We start from the raw sequence: 20,681 nt of genomic DNA, 5'->3' as shown, positions 1-20,681 counted from the left end.
GAGGAAAAATGGCAGTATCAAATAAGAAAGAAAGTGAGTTCACACCTTCCTTAAGGTCTCATGTTATTGCTGCGTTGTTAAGTACTGGGGTAGCAGCAATTATCTTATGGCTGGCATCGGGGATGACTTTAGCAGCAGTTATCGTTGACTCCTTTAGTTTGGGGTTTTATATAGGATTCATGCTCCTAATGAGCGCTGCCCCGGCTGTGCTGACTTCACCAGTTATTTTACCTGGTTTATTACTCATTGTATCAGGGTTGATTCTTGGAGGAGCAGCGGCGACATTTGCACATCGTTTAAAAAATAATTACGGTTTGGCGCAAAATAATACTGGAAATGGCCTGAGTAACGAATTAAAAAAAGATAAATCCGAGTTACTGGTAAGTCATGATGATTTGCAATGTCAATCTGACTGTTTGGAGGGTGGGAAGATTTTATCTCAACAGAATAAGGATTATCTTCCTGGGAAACAACATGGTTTCATGAAGTTTTGGGGTGGTTTAGGTTTGACTTCCCTTGTTAGTTCAGGATCGACTGCTTTATTGGGATGGTTAGCTACAGATTTTGTTGTTTCCCTCTCTATAATTCCTGTATTTCTGTTAGGAATGACTCTTGCAATCGTATTGGTTCCATTATCAATTGCATTATCCGGAATTTTTGCATTACCCGCTTTTACTGCGCTTATGTTTGCATTGGGAGGCTTTGCTACAGGTGCGTTTGCTACCACCTTGGCGACTTATTTTTTATCTGATAATCAGGTACAAGGTCATCCTGTCAAGCCAATAATCAGAGATTTGATGGAGAAGCAGTGCGAAGGCCAAATTTCTCATCAAAAAATTTTAAATGGATTAAAAAAAGATAAATTGAATCTCAATGAGGAAGTTACTAATACTGATTTAAATGAACAAAAATCAGGGATCGCAAAACTATCAAAAAGTGATGATAGTATTAAAGGCGAAACTTTTAATACAACTGAGGAATACAGTTTTTGTGGTTTAAGATTCTAATTTGTTATGATTAGACCAGTTATAAAGAGATACAGTTATAATTTTCTCTTTTAGTAAGGAAAGAAGTTTATCCTCAGAATAGGCTTGGTTATGTTTCCCAATGTTCATTTGCTATTTTAATGAAGATTGGGTTTCCCTATTTCCCAAAGCATAAGCAGAAAGAGTTATCAGAGTTAATTTTATTTCACTTCAATTAGCAATCAGTACGAAAATCATCACGAAAAATGTTATCATATCTCAATTCTTTATTAATGATTCTCCCTGCTTTAGGAGTAGTTTTATGTATTCACTACTGCGCCCTTTACTTTTCAGATTGGATGCAGAAAAAGCCCATTCATTGACATTATCCTTATTGCACTACCTACCTGATTTTTGTTTTCGACAAACGGCTGGTCAACCTATTCGCGCTATGGGGTTTGTCTTCCCTCATCAAGTTGGTTTGGCAGCTGGTTTAGATAAAAATGGTGAACATTTGGATGCATTGGCTAAATTGGGTTTTTCATTTATTGAGTTAGGGACGGTAACCCCTAAGGCACAAACAGGTAATCCGAAACCAAGGCTTTTTCGTATCAAAGAAGCAAACGCAATTATCAACAGGATGGGTTTTAATAATTTGGGAGTTGATGTACTGGTAGACAATGTAAAAAGTGCGAAATATAAAGGAATATTAGGGATAAATATTGGAAAAAATAAAGAGACTAATTTAAATCAAGCCGCAGATGACTACCTGTATTGTTTTCGTAAAGTGTATGAGCATGCTTCATACGTCACTATCAATATTTCATCTCCCAACACCCCTGATTTGCGCCAGCTACAACAAGGAGATTATTTTGCCGGATTACTCGCTCGGTTACAAAAAGAACAGTTAAAGTTAGCAGATCAATACGGGCGTCATGTGCCTTTAGTGGTCAAAGTATCTCCAGATGAAACCGATGAAACATTAAAACAAATGACAGAAATTATTTTACAGTACGGAATCGAAGGAATTATCGCAACGAATACCACTTGTTCCCGAGAGTTGGTAAGAAACTTGCCTTATTCTGAAGAGCAAGGAGGATTAAGTGGTAGACCACTGACAGAATTATCTACTCGCTGCTTGCGTTTATTGAAGCAATACGTTGGGAATGATGTGACATTGATAGGCGTGGGTGGTATCGACAGTTTGGCGAGTGCCAAAGACAAGATTAATGCAGGAGCTTCTTTGCTGCAAATATACAGTGGTTTAGTTTATAAGGGACCGGAATTGATTAACGATATTGTTTCGGGTTTAAATGTAATCTGATCCTGGTGGTGAGAAAATTGATGTATATTACGAAGGAATTAACCGCTCTCATGGAAGGGTGTATCAAGCAGAGTCACATCGAGGTGACAAAACAGTACGCTCAAGGAAGAATTCTGGAAATTAATGGTGGGGCAGCTTGCTTTTCTGGTTTTGACTCATTTCTATCTCAGGTAGTAGGCTGGGGATTTAAAACAGAACCTAATCAATACAAAGCTGAAATAGAAGCTATAGAAAGTTTTTATAAATCGATAGGCCATCATCGTGTTGATATTGAGCTATGCCCTTTTGTAGGAAACCATTTAATCAATTTTCTAAGCCAACGAGGTTACAGTATAACCGAATTGAATAATGTTTCAGTTCTTGATTTAAAGAATTATCATCTCGCTCCTAACTCAGAGGATGATGTTTTTACTGTAAGAGAAGTGAAACAATCTGAGTTGGAAGAATGGGCAAAAAGAGTTGCTATCGGATTTGGTTTTATTGAAGCTCAGGAACAATTTTACAAATACGCCAGTGCAAAGGGAGTTTTAGCATTTGCAGCATATGATCATGGTAATCTGGTCGCTGGTGCCACAATAGCTATTCATGGTGATGTCTGTGATTTAGGTGTTACCAGTACATTACCTGTTTATCGAGGGAAGGGCCTGCAGAAAAAACTCTTGTTTACTCGTTTGAATCTGGCTAAGCAGTATGGTTTGGAATTTGCCACAGTGACAACTCAACCGGGAACAGTTTCTGATTTGAACGTTCAAAAGGCTGGTTTTCGTTGTGCCTATACCAGAATAAAATTGACTATGGAATAGATAGACTTAATGATAGAACATTGGCACTTGATCAGAATAAGAGTTACAATTCGTGACATTTACGCACATGATTAACTTCTAAATTAATGAAAAATAACCTCCCTATTAAATCCCGTCTGTTATACAAACGTTTATTAAGCTACGTAAAACCTTTTTGGCCAGTTTTATTATTAGGAGTACTGGCAAATATCCTTTATTCGGGCATTGACGCTGGTTTTACCTATATGACCAAGCTTTTTTTGGATAAAAGCTTTATTACTATTGATCTGGATTTTGTTAAACAAATCCCGCTTATTGTCTTAATCGGTATTACTCTGCGAGGCTTAGTCAGTTCTTTAGGCAGTTATTGTATGACATGGGTGGCTCGCTCCGTAGTTAAAGTATTAAGGCAGACCGTATTTTCTCATATTATTCACTTGCCCGCGGATTATTACGATGAAGCCACGTCAGGTCAACTTCTTTCAAAAATTCTGTATGACGTTGAGCAAGTGGCGCAAGTCAGTGCGGATGCCTTAACAGATTTTATTCAAAATATATGTCTGGTAATCGGTTTACTGACCGTTATGATGATTATTTGTTGGCAGCTGTCTTTAATGTTTTTATTAACTATTCCGTTTGTGGGAATAATTGTTAATTATACCAATAAAAGAGTAAGACGAATTAGTCATACAGTTCAAAAAACCATGGGCGAAGTCACAGAAATTGCCAGTGAGGCAATCGAGGGTTATCGAGTGGTTCGCATCTTTGGTGGTGAAAAATATGAAATAACAAAATTTAATCAAGCAACAGAGTATTCTCGCAAAAATGATATGAAAGTTGCCATAAGCAAGGCGATTAATGTTTCAGGTGTCCAATTGGTAATCGCTATTGGGATTGCAATGATTATTATGGCCGCAATTCATTTATCTACGGTTATTACTATCAGTGCCGGTTCTTTTTTGGCAATTATTGCGGCCATGTTGCAATTAATAAAACCTATGAAAACTCTGACTACTCTTAACGCAACCATACAAAGAGGGCTAGCTGGTGCAGAAAGTGTATTCAATTTGCTTGATTTGCCTTTGGAAAGAGATAATGGCTTGATATTAAAAGAAAAGGTACAGGGTGAAATAGCGTTTAAGCATGTATTTTATGCTTACCGACAGGGTCAAAACATTTTACATGATGTCAATTTTGTAATTGAAGCTGGAACATCTGTTGCACTGGTTGGGCATTCAGGAAGTGGTAAAACGACTATAGCCAGTTTATTACCTCGATTTTATGAATTGAGTCAAGGTATGATTACTTTAGATGGTATTCCTATTCAACAGCTTAGTTTGGAAAGTTTACGTAAACAGATGTCTTTAGTCAGCCAAAACGTGACGCTTTTTAATGATACTTTAGCGAACAACATAGCTTATGGTCGTTTTGATGTGAGCCGAGAGCAAATCGTTACTGCGGCCAAACTGGCCTATGCTGATGAATTCATTAATCAATTACCTGATGGCTATGATACCAGGGTAGGAGAAAATGGAGTGTTGTTGTCTGGGGGGCAAAGACAAAGAATAGCGATAGCCAGGGCAATTCTGAAAGATGCTCCAATTTTAATACTCGATGAAGCCACCTCAGCTTTGGATAGTGAATCTGAGCATTATATTCAGGCAGCTTTGGAGCAAGTGATGAAAGGCAGAACTACCTTAATTATTGCGCATCGATTGTCGACTATAAAGCATGCTCACAAGATTGTCGTATTGCAACAAGGCCGCATTGTGGAACAAGGTAGTCATCAAGAATTACTTGATATGGATGGTCATTACGCTCAGCTATATAAAGTGCAACAATTTGGCAGAATTAATGAGGAAGTGGTAGCTTAATGTCATTTTTTGTAAACAGGATATGGTATGGTAACCATTTTTTACAGTGGGCACTGGTTCCATTTTCCTGGTTATACCGAATTGTTATACGAACCAGGCGATGGTATTTACAGCGTTTCTGCCAACAGGTTTACCCTATACCAATTATTGTAGTAGGAAACGTGACTGTAGGAGGGGTAGGCAAGACACCTCTGGTGATTGAAATTGCTAAAAAATTACAGCAAAAAGGCTTGAAAACAGGGATTGTAAGTCGTGGTTACAAAGCAGCAATAAGGCATTTTCCGTATGAAGTAAAATTAAATGACTCAGCTGAGTTAGTAGGTGATGAGCCGCTCATGATGGCAAGGAAAATTAATTGTCCAGTGGTTATTGCGCCTAAGCGTAATGAAGCTGTAAAGTACCTTTTAGACAAGCACTCGGTAGAAATTATTATCAGTGATGATGGATTGCAACATTATAAAATGGGGCGCTCTATTGAGATTGCAGTAATAGATGGGATGCGAAAACTGGGTAATGGTTTTTGTCTACCTGCAGGGCCATTAAGAGAACCTGATTCACGATTAAAGCAAGTTGATTTTGTTATTGTTAATCAAGGTGTTGTGGAAAATACATATACTATGGAATTAATTCCTAAAAACATAGTTCAACTGTCAACTCAAGAAGAAGTTAGTGCCGATTCGTTTACTTCTGAAGTAGCTGCGGTAGCAGGAATTGGTAATCCGCAACGATTCTATTCTACTTTAAGTCAATTAGGTATAAAATTTCATCCATATTCTTATCCCGATCATTATCAATTTAAACCTCATGATTTAAATGATATCGATCTACCAGTTATAATGACAGAAAAGGATGCTGTAAAATGTTATTCATTTAGCTCAGATAAATTATACTATTTACCCGTTGAAGCAAAGTTGAATGATTCCTTTTGGGAAGCATTTTGGTCACATCAACAATTACAAGGTTATTACTAATATGATGCCAAAACGAATTTGGTTATTGCTATTGTCCATGTTTTTATTTTTAAGTGGCAGCGTTTTTGCTGTGGAAGAGACAGAAGAAGATAAAGCAGTCCAAACAACTGAACCAACGGTTGGAAGTTGGGTATTTACAGGTATGGTCACCAATGAGAGTGGCGATCGATATGGCTATTTTTTTCAGATGCAAAGGCAAGGTGTCGATTTTTATGCTAAAACCGCATTAATTGACGGTCAAACCAACCAGTTAATCCTCTTTTATGAAGCCAGCGAAAAAATCGATAACACTACTCAGTTGAACTGGCAAGTTGGACGTTCATTTTTACGCTACAATCCGATCAATGACAGTTGGATTTTTGGAGTGAAAGTCGAGAATGAAAAAGGGTTTAATTTCAAAGTAGATATGTTGAAACAGGATAATAAGGATGTTGAAACACAAGTACTAAGACCTGGTGTGGAGTTGCAAGCCGTACAGACCAGTCGATTGAATGGACACGTGCAAACAGGAGCAGGTAATAAAGAGCAGTTTGTAACAGGCAATAAAGCATGGTTCAGCAAATTATGGTTTAGTAAGGATCAAAATTCACCTCATGATGTAAGCACTATTTTTTGTAGATTAAGTAATGATAATGGATTTTATTCTGCAAATCTCAAGGAAGCGGATGCAACAGGGGCTGCAGTAGCAGGTTGGCGGGATCCTTCAGGAAATAATGTCAAAATGTCCCAATTTGTTTCCATTAAAACCCTAACCGACAATCAATGTTTACTTAGCGTGGGTTTGCCCAGGTTAAAATTAAAATTAGTAAATACCATAAAACAAGAGAATGATGTTCCTCTAACTGTTGCAGGTTTTTCTGAAGAAAACCCAAAAGGATTTTGTTTTATATCCAAGCAGACTTTTAAACAAATTAAGGAATCAGCAGTACAAGCGGTTACTAATTTGGGATAGTCTGATTGGATTTTTCTGGCAGGAGGCAAGTAAACAAGCTTGCCAATAGCATAGCAAAAGGAATAATCAAAAGAGCCAGTTGGTAGTCAGCTAAGCTGTACTGGCTTTTGTGGTGACTGAGTACATCTAAAAGAAATCCAACCAGTGGTTGAAGTAAGGGAGCAGAGAGCATTGCCAGGGTATTGGTGAAGCCAGTACAAGTGGATAAGAATTCAGGGGGAGCCAATTCATTGGAAATGGAATAGGCTAACATATAAGCACCACAAGTTAATCCCATAGAAAACATTAATAAACCCATTAATAGTTTACTTTGAGTTGGTAAATACAAAACCAGTATTAATAACAACGCAGTGGACAGACAAGAAGCATGAATCAGAGGTTTTCGTTTGTTAAGATGTACCGAAATCTGGCCCAATAAAGGACAACTTAAACCAGCGCCTAGCAAGATCATTGAAGTTAATATACTGGCTGTTTTGATAGTGCAATCCAGTTTTAATTGTAAAAAAGGAACTGCCCACATGGCGCCAAAGACAGTAATTACCGAGAATTCCAGACAAACAAAAAGGCCATTAAACCAGGCTAATTTATTTTTTAGAATGGGGATAATTTGTTGTCTGTATTGATGGGGAAAAGTGGCGATTGGCTTGATATTGGGGATATATAACCAGCATAAGCTGGCGATCAGGAATCCAAGAATTCCTGCTATGTTAATAAAATAACGCCATCCAAAATGGCTGATTAGAGAACCCATGCCAATCATTCCTAATACTGTAACAGTGAATCCTAAGGTTTCCGATAGGCCTATCATAAAAGCGTATTGTTTTAAGGGAAAATGTTGACGTAATAAATGACTTAAGCCAATAAAAGCAAAGGCTGAACCAGCGCCAATAATTAACCGCCCAAGGAAAAGAGTCGGGAGATTATGTCCCGAGGCAAATACAAAACATCCGATGGCACAAAGAGCTGCATTGACCGATAACAAATATCGGGTATTGTAGCGATCAAAAAGAATGCCGACAGGAATTTGAAAAGAAGTATAGACATAGTAAAAGGCACTACTTAAAAGTCCTGCGCTGAGTGCGGAAATATTTTCTTCATGCATTATTGCTCCTACAATGATCCCCGAAGATAACTGCAAGAAGAATTGGAATAATAAAAAAAATACTCCCACCAACCAAATGGTGATTTTTGAATTCTTAATAGCTGATAAATTGTTCAAAGTAGTATGTATTATATTGAAATTGATGGAATATATAGCATTGTTATGTTTGTGTAAATTTATAATCTGCAATACCTTTTATTTCTTGATGAATTCTATTTGCTATTAGATGCATTGTCCTGTGGGCAGGAATCTTGTGACGACAACATCTACACTCGAATCAATGATTTTTTATGTATTTAGCAAAATTTGAAAAATGATTTTTTGTACTGCAGACTTGTAATCTATGTCAAAATAGATTTTTTTATTATTGAGAAATTATGAATTTAAGAGATTTACATTATTTCGTCATCTTGGCTGATGTAAAGCATTTTGGTGAGGCTGCTAAACGGTGTTTTGTAAGTCAGCCGACTTTGAGTATGCAAATAAAAAAACTGGAAGAAGAGTTAGGTGTTGTATTATTTGAACGAACCAATAAACAGGTTTTACTGACAGAGCAAGGCTCCAAGTTATTGGATCGAACTCGAAAAATATTTATTTTGATTAATGAAATGAAAGAGCTTGCTCGTCAGTCAGAAGATCCTTTTTCAGGTGAATTGCGTTTGGGGGTTATACCTACAGTATCCCCTTATATGTTGCCTTTGGTAATGCCAGAAATTAAAAATAAGTATCCCCGTTTAAAAATTTGGCTAATAGAAGAGCAAACTCATAGATTAATTACTAAATTGGAACAAGGAGATATGGATGCTGCTATTATGGCACTTCCAATAGATCAACGTTTTTCATGTCAAATTTTATATGAAGAAATCTTCTATTTTGCTTGTGCAAATACTCATCCTTTGGCACAGGCCAAATCAGTTAATATCAATGATTTAAATAATCAGCCTATTATGTTACTAGAAGAGGGGCATTGTTTGAGGGATCAGGCCATGGCTGTATGTCAATCAGCGAAAGCCAATGAAATTGCAGATTTTACCGCGACTAGTTTGGAAACATTGAGATTAATGGTACAAGCTGGAATGGGAGTGACCTTACTGCCTGCCTTGGCTACACTAACTACCTCAACCAATCATTTAAAATGCATTCCTTTTTCGGATCCTGCACCATCTCGTACCTTGGGGTTATTTTGGCGAGTAGGAACTCCAAGACATATTTGTTTTAATGCAATCGCTGAATTAATAACAAAAATTGTTCAGTCCAAGTTAGCATAGAAATATTTGTGCGAATTATAAGTAACTTCCTGTCTGCCTGGATGGTAATTTATCAAACAATTTTATGAATTTTAACTAACATTCCTAACTGAGGATGATCAAGGTAATAAATGGTGCTTCCTTTTAGTCGTTGCTTTTGGGAAACAGTAAAAGAAGTCTCCTGATTGCCTGGGGACAAACATTGCAGATCTGCATCAAATAGATAGTAATTACTTTGACGTACTTTGAGTGTACCTTGAATTTGCCATCCATTATGATTGATTTTAGGTAGTGCAACTAAACTATTACTTTTCGCTGGTTGTCTCCATGAGTAATGACCCAGGATTTGAAATTGGGATTTACGACTTAAAAGATAATGTTGATCACTTAACGTTGATTGCGAGCGAGGTAGAAGAGTATAAGGCATATGTTTTTTATCATTATCCGAATGCAGCTCAATAGCATTTGGGCTGACAGGAATTAGAGGAACAGCTGAATCCAGTTTCATGCTTTTAACACTGCTTTGCGGTTGTGCGAAGAGTATTAAATCAATTTGGTAACTTGATTTGGCTATTGAAAGCCCCGAATATAATATACTGATTGTTATTATTAATAATCTAATCATGACACTTTTATTTTTGTTTTTATGATCTTGTTTATCTTTGAGGTAGTAAACTCAGTTTTTATGTATTATATACTCATCTGAAAGGAATAATACATAGCAGAAAAGCTATTACTTCCTATTCAACAACTATCCTTGGAAATTTGTCAGCATAGTTTATAGGTTTTTTGCTGAGCTCAATTGCAGTTCGCATCGCTGTTTTAATAAAGGTGTCAGTTAATTGATTTGATGAATGTGTTGCAGTGGGAGTCCCTTCATCGCAATGTTTTCGCACATGACTGTCCAGGGGCAATTGACCTAATAATGTACATTGATAAGCGTCACATAGCGCAGCAGCACCACCTTTACCAAAGATTGCTTCTTGATGACCGCAATGACTGCAAATATGGGTGGACATATTTTCTATTACTCCAAGTACATCAATGCCTGTTCTGGAAAACATAGTGATTGCCTTCTGGGCATCTAAAGTTGCGACATTTTGAGGGGTAGTAACCACAATAGCGGAGGTTAAGGGAATTTTTTGTACCAAAGTGAGTTGAATATCCCCAGTACCAGGAGGTAGATCAATGAATAAATAATCCAATTCATTCCAAAGAGTGATGTCTAACATTTGGATTAAAGACTTGGCGAGCATAGGCCCTCTCCAAATTAACGCCTGGTTTGTATCCGTCAAGTAGCCAATAGACATGGCTTGCATGCCATGGGCTTCAACTGGTATGTAGCAATTATCTTTTACCTGCACAGGTTTTGTTTCACCAAGCATTAATGGTATGCTCGGCCCATAAATATCCGCATCTAAAATACCGACTCGAGCCCCCAGTTTTGCTAATGCTGCTGCAAGATTTACTGTGACAGTGGATTTTCCAACTCCTCCTTTACCGGAGGCCACTGCGATAGTGTTTTTTACTCCGCGCAGGGCTTTGCCTGTTAATTGAGTTTTATGTGCTTTGATGAATTGTTGAATAGAAATACTAATCTGGTAATCAGGGAATTCATTTTGAACTATTTTCTGTACTATTGGTTTATAACTCGTTTCTAATAAAGAGGCAGGATATCCGGCAGTCAAGGTAATATGAATAGCCTGGTCATTAGTTGTTATTTTGTACTGTAGATTCATTTCTTTTCCAGTAAGATCAAGCAAAGGATCCTTTAATGAGTTAATTAACTTAATTACAGTATCTTCAATAGTCATTTTTTTAGCCTGGTCTGAAAATAGATTGGTAATGATAACTTAGGTCTCAGCTAATCACTAGTACCATTATTATTAATTGCTTTTTACTGATTTAATAGCACCTAAATGAGAGGAGATATATTTCTTGGCATGGCCTTTCTGATGAGTAAGGTGAATAACTTAAGTTAATATCCTTTGATTTTATTGAACGATCCTGCAGCTACTGCGTTTTTAAGCACTCATTTCATATTGCCAATCAATCCAATGCCCATTTGCAAGATAATACAATCCACACCGAATTTGGAGTTCTGTATAATTCGACAGATAATACCCATACTCATTCAATTGTTGGCGATGTTGCTGTAAGGTAGTCATGTCTTCTTTCCCGGTTTTAAAATCAATGATCCATTGTGTATTTTTTTCAATGAAAGTGCGATCAATAATGCGGGTAACCAATTTATTTTGATGCTCAACCAGAAGTTCATATTCATTTTGTTCATTTTCATGCCTGGATAAAATCCATAGGCCAATTTCATTTTGATACATTTGTGAAATTTGGCTTTTTATCATTGATAGGGCTGTTTGTTGCGCTTCCTGATTTAATCCTAATTGTTTAAGTTCAGTATGTACCAAATTCCATGGTACCTGATTAATTGTTTGAGGATGGTTATTACAAATCCATTGTAACAGTTGATGGGAGACAATGCCTATTAACCGAGGAATACCCGAAGATATCTCAGGGCATGAATTCTCTTGAGATTGAACTAAACTGGGAATCTGTTTTTGATAATACTCTATAGGTAGTTTGACTAATTTCGGCAGAGGGAATTCTTGTTCTTCATGTTGGGCTTCGTCAGGATCTGCAATAAATTCCTGGTGTTTTAATAAATGTCGAAAGGAAGATTTATAGGATTTAGTAGAATGATCAAGTAAATATAATCTTGATTTTGCACGGGTAACAGCAACATAAAGTAATCTTTGCGCTTCATATCCGGATTTTTCTTCATCCAATTGATCCAGGTAATCATACAAAGGGCAATTATCCTGTTGCGCGCTTTTTATAGGGGATACCAGCAATAGATTTCCATGGTGCTGTGTAGGCAGGTTAAGCCAGCGCAACATGGGCGAATCACCACGGCTTGTTTGTGCGCCAAGGCCAGGGAGTATGACCGTATCAAATTCCAATCCTTTAGATTTATGAATAGTCATGATTTGCAAGCAGGAGGGAGCTGTTTGTTGGGCATACAATTTATTGAACTCGTTTAAAAATTCGTTCATGTCAGGAATGCGACCTTCTTTTTCATACTGGTCTAATAACACCCATAATTGCTCCAGATCGTTTAACTGAGTTTTATCAAGAATTTTTTCCACATGCAGATTTTTCAAGGTATCTGCTATCCAATCGGATAGACGACTATGTGAACGACATAACAAAGCCTGGCTCATGACTTGAATGAAAAAATTGGCTCGGAATCGGCCTTCTTCACTTATATCCTGAATTTTATCTAAATGGAGCAAATTGTGATAAATTGATTTTCTTGAATTATATTGGGCTATGCGATGGATATCAGATAATCCTAATCCAACATAAGGGCTGTGGAGTACTGATAACCAGGACAATCGATTTCCAGGAAAAAGCAGGGCATGAGTGAGTGACCAGACGTCACGCAAATGAACTAAATTGGCTAATAAATCGATGTCTGTTCCTTGATAAGGAATATTATTTTGACGAAGCAGGCTAATGATTGCAGGAAGTTGTGTTCTTGTCCGCACTAAAACTGCAATGGTTTGTTCGGGGTTGCTGTTTAATTCATTATTAATTATTTGAATCAAATGCTTTGCTTCGTGTTCACGATTTTTAAATTGCAATGCTTGAATACTACTTGATTCATTGTTCTCAATGACATGAACAGAAGGGTGGAAGGATACTGCCCCTGATTCAATATCAACTTGTTGAGAAAATATTTTACTGAAATGATAGTTTACCCAGCTAACTATTGTTTCTGTAGATCGGAAATTACAGCTTAATTCCAATGATTTGAGATGAACTGGTCCTATGCCGTGTTTTTTGGCCTGAAAAAACAATCCAACTTCAGCTTGCCTGAAACGGTAGATGGATTGCATGGGATCACCTACCAGAAATAAAGTTTTTCCTTCTCCTGGTTCCCAGCCTTGGACTAATTTTGTAAGCAACTCAAACTGAGTAATGGAGGTATCCTGAAATTCATCTACCAATAAGTGATGAATTGAATGATCTAAATAGAGTGCCAAATCAGTTGGATTATCCAAATCACCCAAAGCCGCGAGGGCTTGTTGAGATATGGCAGTGAAATCTACTTCGTTGTGTTCACTGAATGAAACTTGTAAATGCCCAACCAATAAAGGCAGTAATAAAAAAAGTGCTTGCAAAACGTCCCATTGCTCTTTGTCGTATTCAGGGATTGGTAATTGATTAACTTTAAGTAGCGCATCCAGGAAATCTGGGTAGTCTTTGAGTTTACTAAGTAACTCGCCACTCGAAGTCTTTATCCTGTTAAATTCATTTGGAGTACAATCCTTTTTAATTAAACCCACATGATGATCAAAACATTTACGCAATTGATTATCGCCAGTTAATAGTAACTTGCTTAAAGCACTGGCAATTTGTTGATCGCATTTTTGAAACTCATACCATTCTCTTAATATAAATCGTGGGGAATCAGGTTTGTTTTCTATAGCAGCTAGTTCACGTGACAAAAGCACAAGCTCCTGAGCCAGTCCTGATGGCAGGCTATTTCTTAGGCGAGAGAGTTCATGCTGTTCAATGAGGCGTAACGCTTGTTCAAAAGTGGATTTTTCTTGTTCACGTGCCAGGAACAGCGTAGGCAGCCATTGATCTCTTTGACTAAGAAGCGACTGGAATAATTGGATTAATCTTTCCTGCTTATTATCAACATGAAGAAGTAAGGTTTTAATTGCTTGTTGGTACTCTGGTGTAGCAATAGCATACTGGATACAACAACGAGCGGCTCTAATATAATGAGAATCAGGTGTAGCTGAAATGTCTGGGTAAGCCACCTGTTTTTCCAACAAAGGAATTGCCCGGTTAATGCTTTGACACAATGAATCAATAGTTATGATCTTTAAGCGATTGGGTTGCTCAAGTAAATCCCATTGATATTGCTCATTCCGCTGTAAGGCTTGCTTTGCAAAATTTAAAGTATTTTGTTGATGGGCACTGGCAGCTGGCTGATTTGACGTTGCCTTATGTAATGCCTGAACAATTCGTTCCCGCATTTCACTCGCCGCTTTGCGGGTAAAAGTCAAGGCGATAATTTGTTCAGGAGACTGAACAGTACTTAACAAGCGTAAAAAACGCTGGGTAAGAATCTCTGTTTTACCTGACCCGGCAGGAGCCTGGACTATAAATGATTCGGAAGGATCTGTCGCCTGGCTCCTTTGTTCACTATCGATTAGCGGCATGCCATTATTCCAGAACTATTTCCTGAGCAGGTGGTCTTAAATTGTAATGTGAACTCATACAGTGACCATAGGCACCAGTGTTTGCAATTAATATCACATCGCCTTCTTTGGTAACCGGCAATAACCGATCGTAACCCAATGTATCTCCCGATTCACAGATTGGGCCAACTATATGGGCGAATCCCGCTTTTTCTTCATGCAGACGAGTCAAGTTTACAATTTCATGATAGGCTCCATATAAGGAGGGTCTTATCAATGAGTTCATTCCTGTTTCAATACCAATAAATTTTACTTTTCCTTTCTCTTTACATTGAGTGACTTTGGCAAGAATGACACCACTTTCAGCTACAAAGAAGCGACCTGGTTCAAGCCAGATTGCCAATCCTGGATATTGAGATTTTACTGCCATTAATTGCGCATCAAGCGCAGCAAAATCAATGGGATGTTGGCCCGGTTTTTCTACAATACCTAGACCGCCACCCAAATTAATTGAACGTACTTCAGGAAATTGATCGGTTAGGGAGGCAAGCATCACGGCAGTTTGTTGCCATAAATCCGTTGAGAGTATGCCGCTACCAGAATGAGCATGTAAGCCTATAACCTTAATGTGCTTGGCTTTGGTTAGTGATAGGATCTGGCCTATGTCATTTTGTGTTATACCAAATTTGGATTCATTCCCACCTGTAGAAACGTGCTTGTGATGGCCAGCTCCTGTGCCCGGGTCTATGCGAACGATTACTTCGCGGTCTTTAAACAATTCAGGCCAATTTTCCAAAGGGTACAAGCTATCAATAGTCACATAACAGCCTATTTGCAAAGCAAATTCATACTCGGATTTGGGGGCAAAATTGGGTGTGAATAAAATTCTTTCTTTTTTAATATTGGGGAACAGTTTTAACACCAATTCCAATTCCTGAATAGAAACACACTCAAAACCTATCCCTTCTTTTTCCAGAGTTTTTAAAATGGAGGGGAATGGATTCGCTTTAACAGCGTAAAACAAGCTATCAATTGATTCCAGAGCAGATAATTGTCTTGCACGAGTTGCCTGGGTGGGACTATGGTATACATAACAAGGAGAATGTATTGCGCTGGTTGTAAGCAAGCGGTCTCTTTCAATTTCCCACCAAGGTGTTGGGCGAACATTGGGTTTGCCAAATTCTTCATGCCAGCTTTTGGAGTAATAAAATATTTGAGGATTACTTTCGATTAGTAGATGATGCAATCTTTGACATAATTTATCGGCGTGTGATTCATCAACAACAAAAGTCAAATTAAGGTCATTCGATGCCAGAGACATCAGGTATACTTGTTTTGCCTCAAATACTTCCAAAGCCGGGCCAAGATGAGGTAATACAGTTCTGATATGATGACCTACCAAACTGACTGCGCTACAGGGCTCTATCAGTTTGGCTCGTCCAAATTGGTTTAAATCGTCGAGCAAGGCATTGATTGCCGGCCTGTCATGAATTTTGGCATTAACATCCAGGGATAGGGTAACATTAAATTCTGAAGAAGAAAGCAAATCAACTGAAAACCCATGCTTTTTAAAAGCGGCGAATACATCAGCCAGAAATCCTACTTGTTGCCACATATTCAGAGTGTCTATAGAAATTAGCAGAATGCTGTGTTTAACCTGGATGGATTTTATTAAAGGCGCCGATTCATCAATGTCTTTGGTAATCAATGTTCCTGAATGTTCAGGCAGGTGAGTGTATTTGACTACCATAGGGATATTGGCTTTTCGAACAGGTGGTATGCAATTGGGGTGTAAAACTTTGGCCCCCATTGAGGCAATTTCCTGAGCTTCATCATAATTTAATTGCTTTAATAATCGGGCGTGGGGTAATTGATGCGGGTTGGCAGTATAAATGCCTGGAACATCAGTCCATATTTCACAAGAAGCGGCCTGTAGTTTGCCCGCAAGTAGTGCTGCTGAAGTATCAGAGCCTCCTCGACCAAGCAAAACGGTTTCACCCTGAGGATTGGCAGCAAAAAAACCTTGGGTAATAATGGCTTGAGCCCCGCTGGAGAGAAATTTTTCTACCAATGCCGAGTCGTATTCACTCTCACAACGAGCCGAGAGATAATTCATTGTTTCGCTACCAAGGGTCGGTATGCTGGTTAACAATTCTCTGGCATCATACCATTTCACTCTTATCCCTTGTTTTTCAAGAAAAGCATGGCCAAGACGGGTCATCATCAACTCACCCAAACTTAAAATTTGTGCATGTGTTTTTGCAGGCGCTTGTTTGAGCAGGGAAACTCCAGTTAGCCATTGCTGTAATTGGTGCAAATCGGCAGCAATTAATTCATGGTTTACTTCTAATTGTTCTGCCAGATTCAGGTGACTGCTCTGAATGTCATTGAAAAGGCTATGATGCTCGTCAAGAAGGGCTGCTTCTATGGCTTTTTCAAGTTTGTTGGAAATTTGAGTTAAAGCAGAACAGACTATAACTGGTTGAACACCTGTACTCAGATGTTTTTGTGTAATTGCAGCGATATTATTCCAAGTGGCTCGGGTTGAAACACTAGTGCCGCCAAATTTGATGACTACTTGTTGCATGATTAGTATTCCGCTCAAAATTAATACACATTAGCATGGACTAAAGTATTTATACAAGTAGATTACGCTTCTAATTTAAAAAAGAATTTTTCAGGAAACACTGAGAGAATGCATTGGATGATCAATGCAAATATTAGATGCAATTATGTTAGGACAAGAATTCACCATCTGGTTTCAAGTTTGCCATGATTTTCTTAATTAACTCATTATGATTAAAACTTTTTTAATTATTTAATAAAAAAGGAAATAAATCTTTTCAACCGTTTTAAATCATTATAAATTCATTTATTATCATTTTTAATACCATGAATTGGGATGTAATTAAACGTAAGGAGTGTGGAGTGAAAATTAGGCACAAACCCCTAAGAACTTTAGTGAGTACTGCTGTCCTCGGAGTTCTGGCTACTGGTGCGTTACATGCAGGCGGATTCTCTTTGTATACTGAGGGTGCTGGGTATACAACAGGTAACTTTGCTGCTGGTGTAGCTGCAGAGGCAGCGGATGCTTCTACAGGTTGGTACAATCCAGCTGGTTTAGTACTCATTCGTGATCAGCAAGCCGTATTTGCCGGTGTCGGCGTATTCCCAACTGCCAAGCTAAGCGGGGTTAGTACTTATTCAACGATTAATCCACGTCCTGCCCCTTCTTTTGTTTATTCTGAAGTGTTCAATAATATCAATGGGGCTGAGGATGCTTTTGTGCCCTCGTTTCATTATGCCTTGCCACTGGGTGAAAATGCTACGTTTGGGTTAAGTGTTGTATCACCATTTGGATTGGCAACGGATTGGGGGCCAGATTCTCCAGTGCGCTATCAAGCCACTTTTACTGAGTTAATTACCACCAATATCTCACCTGAAATTGGGGGTAGATTAACAGAGCACGTTGCTTTAGGTGCTGGTTTGGATCTGCAATATGCCCGAGTTAAATATAATCGTGTACTTGGCGCACCTAATATATTTAATGCTTTAGATCTTAATCCTATGTCAGCTGACTCACTGACCTACAATAAAGGACATTCATTTGGGGTAGGTTTTCATGTGGGGGTTCTGGGTATGTTTAATGATAATCATACTCGTCTAGGTGTAAACTATCAGTCGGAGATGAGGCATGAATTCTATGGCTATAGCCGGCTAACAGGGCCATTGGCAAGTCCTGGTAATATATTAGTGCCATTTTTGTTCCCGGCACCGGGCGTATTTCAAAGTGATGATTTATTTAGTAATGCAATTGATTTACCGGATGTAGTGACTATTAGTGCTTATCACGATGTTAATGACAAATTTGCCTTGTTAGGCTCTTTAGTTTACACGGCATGGAGCAGCTATAAAACGGTACAACTTACTAACGTAGCTGCCCCAAGAATTGCAACTCCACCTGCGCCTGGAGCTGGAGGTGTCTCGCAAGTCAAGGCGATAAGCATATCACCACAGAATTATACCGATACTTTGCGGGTGGCAATTGGTGCTAACTATCATGTCAATGACAAATTAATGCTCCGTGTGGGTGGCGGGTATGATCCAACGCCTACGAATGATATTGATAGAGACGTTCGTTTACCGGATACAGATCGTTGGGCTTTATCTGCAGGTGCTCATTATCAGGCAACCAATAATATTGGTGTTGATATCGGATATACTCATTTATTCACTTCAAGTGATCCAGTTATCAACAGAACGGATGCGTTTACTGCAACAACCAGCTATAACGTTACAGCTACTGGAACTGCAGGTGCCAATTTAGTAGGCGTGCAAGCAACTTGGGTAATTGATAAAGAGCCCCCAGCACCGACTAAATAAGGCCTGTCTCTTGACCTTGTTAGAAGCCACGTGATATCCGTGGCTTTTTTATTAGTAGAACTTACGAAAAAACCTAATCCCTTCGTTAAAAAAAATTTTTAATTCAATCAGTTAGAAAAATATATTGCATTGACCATAGGGCTTGCGTAAGCTTTGTTGGTTTTATGTGTATCGAGATAAATGACGTTTTGATAGGCGTGGTCTGAGATAATTAATCTTAATTAGTATGAGCGTAAGTATTTACAGTATATTGATTATGCAGGTTGTATTAGCATTCAACCTACATAATCTATTCAAAACAAATGGAGAAAATGGACTAATTTTTAGTAATTTCAGCTTCTCCAGGTCCTATTGCTCTCAGCGTGTAGCCATTAGCCGATAGAGTCTTGGGAGTAATGTCACCAGTATTCAGATCCATGGTAACGTATCCAATATCAATTGGGTTAGCCGTATTGGTTGCCATTTTGATAAGGGCAGGGCATTGGCTATTAGTAGTATGTCCATAGCAAGCCAATTTTACTAAATTCCAATACACTTGATTAGTAGAGTAAGCTGCTGTTGGGTAAAGAGAGGGGATGCTGCCTGCTATGTAGGCATTAGATTCTTCACCAGTTCTGTTATGGGTTGTTAAATAAGCTGGAGCTGCAAAAGTTGTTGCGGCACCGAGACTAATTGCTAAGGCCGATAAACCTTTAAGCATTAAATTCATTGATTTCTCCTTCTAGATTGTAGTTGATTGGGCAAAACCAATCCCATTTACTATATGGGATTTGTTATAGATGAGGCAAGTCTTTCTCTTTACATAGCCGTTTTATAGTTCTTGATTTGATTGATTTGACTCATAATTAAATACAATTTTGTGAGTTTAATAACTTAGCCATATCTTTAGCAAAATAAGATATAATAAAATCAGCACCAGCACGTTTGATGGCAATGAGGCTTTCAATCATTGCCTGTTCTTCATGGATTAGATTATTTTTTGCTGCATTTTTTATCATTGAATATTCACCGCTGACTTGATAGGCACAAAGCGGTACTTCAGTAAAATGTTGTTTGAGCTTATAAATAATATCAAGATAAAAACCGGCTGGTTTAACCATAATCATATCTGCGCCTTCTTCCAGATCTAATCGGGTTTCCCTTACAGCTTCCTCACTATTTGCCGGATCCATTTGATACGCTTTCCTATCACCAAACTGTGGTGCACCTTGCGCTGCCTCTCTAAAAGGCCCATAAAGGCACGAGCAATATTTGGCACTGTAACTTAAAATAGGAATTTCATGAAATGAGGCAGTATCAAGTGCTTGGCGTATAGCTAAAACCATTCCGTCTGTCATACCACTGGGGGCAACCCAATCAGCACCAGCTTCAGCGTGACTTACTGCTTGTTTTCCTAATAACTCTAAGGTAGAAGCGATATTAATTTGACTGCCATCCAGAACCCCGCAATGACCATGATCGGTGTATTCGCAAAAGCAAAGATCAGTGATCACTAACATGTCACTATTCACTGATTTAATTTTTTTGATTGCTTGTTGAATGATTCCATTATTATTCATTGATTCACTGCCACAAGCGTCTTTTTTCTTAGGGATGCCGAATAAGAGGACTGCAGGGATGCCTAATTTTGATAAAGCTTCAATTTCCTCAGGTATACAATTGAGACCTAGTTGAAATTGGCCTGGCATAGCGCTGATTTCTTTTGCTTCAGTTAAATATTCGCTAATAAACAATGGAGCGATCAGTTGTTGTGTATGCAGCCTCGTCTCTCTTACTAATGACCTTGACATGGCGTTTTTTCTTAAACGAGATAATCTTAAAGGCAAATTATATTCACTCATTTATTA

15 protein-coding genes are annotated in these 20,681 nt (G+C 38.3%); 8 read left to right on the top strand and 7 right to left on the bottom strand.

Annotated elements, in window-relative coordinates:
• Nucleotides 1-8 precede the first annotated feature (8 nt).
• The 6 genes from EL201_RS09325 to EL201_RS09300 all read left to right on the top strand — a co-directional run bounded on the left by EL201_RS09325 (nt 9) and on the right by EL201_RS09300 (nt 6,868).
• On the top strand, nt 9-1,007 hold the full coding sequence (locus EL201_RS09325; protein ID WP_027222006.1) for a hypothetical protein: 999 nt from the start codon (nt 9-11) through the stop codon (nt 1,005-1,007).
• 280 nt (nt 1,008-1,287) lie between these two features.
• Nucleotides 1,288-2,289, top strand: coding sequence for a quinone-dependent dihydroorotate dehydrogenase (locus EL201_RS09320; protein ID WP_027222005.1), 1,002 nt, complete (start codon nt 1,288-1,290; stop codon nt 2,287-2,289).
• 20 nt (nt 2,290-2,309) lie between these two features.
• Nucleotides 2,310-3,092, top strand: a complete 783-nt coding sequence (locus EL201_RS09315) for a GNAT family N-acetyltransferase (protein ID WP_027222004.1) — start codon at nt 2,310-2,312, stop codon at nt 3,090-3,092.
• A gap of 86 nt (nt 3,093-3,178) precedes the next feature.
• Complete coding sequence (msbA, locus tag EL201_RS09310) at nt 3,179-4,945, top strand: lipid A export permease/ATP-binding protein MsbA (protein WP_027222003.1); 1,767 nt, start codon at nt 3,179-3,181, stop codon at nt 4,943-4,945.
• Nucleotides 4,945-5,916, top strand: coding sequence for a tetraacyldisaccharide 4'-kinase (lpxK, locus tag EL201_RS09305; protein WP_027222002.1), 972 nt, complete (start codon nt 4,945-4,947; stop codon nt 5,914-5,916). Before msbA ends, lpxK begins: the two co-directional genes overlap by 1 nt.
• 1 nt (nt 5,917) lies before the next feature.
• Nucleotides 5,918-6,868: a hypothetical protein gene (locus tag EL201_RS09300; protein WP_027222001.1), complete on the top strand. Its 951-nt coding sequence runs from the start codon at nt 5,918-5,920 to the stop codon at nt 6,866-6,868.
• On the opposite strand, the gene EL201_RS09295 is transcribed toward EL201_RS09300, so the two are convergent.
• Nucleotides 6,855-8,039 carry an MFS transporter gene (locus EL201_RS09295; RefSeq protein WP_331708819.1) on the bottom strand — a complete coding sequence of 395 codons (1,185 nt, stop codon included), beginning with the start codon at nt 8,037-8,039 and terminating at the stop codon, nt 6,855-6,857. The genes EL201_RS09300 and EL201_RS09295 overlap by 14 nt on opposite strands.
• Before the next feature lie 308 nt (nt 8,040-8,347).
• Here EL201_RS09295 and EL201_RS09290 point away from each other — a divergent pair, with 308 nt between their 5' ends.
• Nucleotides 8,348-9,238, top strand: coding sequence for a LysR substrate-binding domain-containing protein (locus EL201_RS09290; protein WP_027221999.1), 891 nt, complete (start codon nt 8,348-8,350; stop codon nt 9,236-9,238).
• 52 nt (nt 9,239-9,290) lie between these two features.
• On the opposite strand, the gene EL201_RS09285 is transcribed toward EL201_RS09290, so the two are convergent.
• From EL201_RS09285 to EL201_RS09270, 4 genes are all read right to left on the bottom strand, one after another.
• Nucleotides 9,291-9,842, bottom strand: coding sequence for a CsiV family protein (locus EL201_RS09285; protein WP_027221998.1), 552 nt, complete (start codon nt 9,840-9,842; stop codon nt 9,291-9,293).
• A 115-nt stretch (nt 9,843-9,957) separates the two neighbouring features.
• Nucleotides 9,958-11,031, bottom strand: a complete 1,074-nt coding sequence (apbC, locus tag EL201_RS09280; RefSeq protein WP_027221997.1) for an iron-sulfur cluster carrier protein ApbC — start codon at nt 11,029-11,031, stop codon at nt 9,958-9,960.
• A 210-nt stretch (nt 11,032-11,241) separates the two neighbouring features.
• Complete coding sequence (locus tag EL201_RS09275) at nt 11,242-14,472, bottom strand: UvrD-helicase domain-containing protein (RefSeq protein WP_027221996.1); 3,231 nt, start codon at nt 14,470-14,472, stop codon at nt 11,242-11,244.
• A gap of 4 nt (nt 14,473-14,476) precedes the next feature.
• Complete coding sequence (locus EL201_RS09270) at nt 14,477-17,038, bottom strand: bifunctional aspartate kinase/diaminopimelate decarboxylase (RefSeq protein ID WP_027221995.1); 2,562 nt, start codon at nt 17,036-17,038, stop codon at nt 14,477-14,479.
• 341 nt (nt 17,039-17,379) lie between these two features.
• Here EL201_RS09270 and EL201_RS09265 point away from each other — a divergent pair, with 341 nt between their 5' ends.
• Nucleotides 17,380-18,834: an OmpP1/FadL family transporter gene (locus tag EL201_RS09265; protein ID WP_027221994.1), complete on the top strand. Its 1,455-nt coding sequence runs from the start codon at nt 17,380-17,382 to the stop codon at nt 18,832-18,834.
• Between the two features lie 316 nt (nt 18,835-19,150).
• On the opposite strand, the gene EL201_RS09260 is transcribed toward EL201_RS09265, so the two are convergent.
• Together EL201_RS09260 and hemB are read right to left on the bottom strand one after the other, a co-directional pair.
• Nucleotides 19,151-19,543: a hypothetical protein gene (locus EL201_RS09260; protein ID WP_027221993.1), complete on the bottom strand. Its 393-nt coding sequence runs from the start codon at nt 19,541-19,543 to the stop codon at nt 19,151-19,153.
• 136 nt (nt 19,544-19,679) lie between these two features.
• The gene (gene hemB, locus EL201_RS09255) at nt 19,680-20,675 is read right to left on the bottom strand and encodes a porphobilinogen synthase (protein ID WP_027221992.1); all 996 of its coding nucleotides are present in this window, start codon (nt 20,673-20,675) and stop codon (nt 19,680-19,682) included.
• Nucleotides 20,676-20,681: the final 6 nt, after the last annotated feature.

It is taken from the genome of Legionella pneumophila subsp. pascullei, from assembly GCF_900637585.1.
Classification (GTDB): Bacteria; Pseudomonadota; Gammaproteobacteria; order Legionellales; family Legionellaceae; genus Legionella; species Legionella pascullei.
This window is presented reverse-complemented; position numbering and strand designations above follow the sequence as displayed.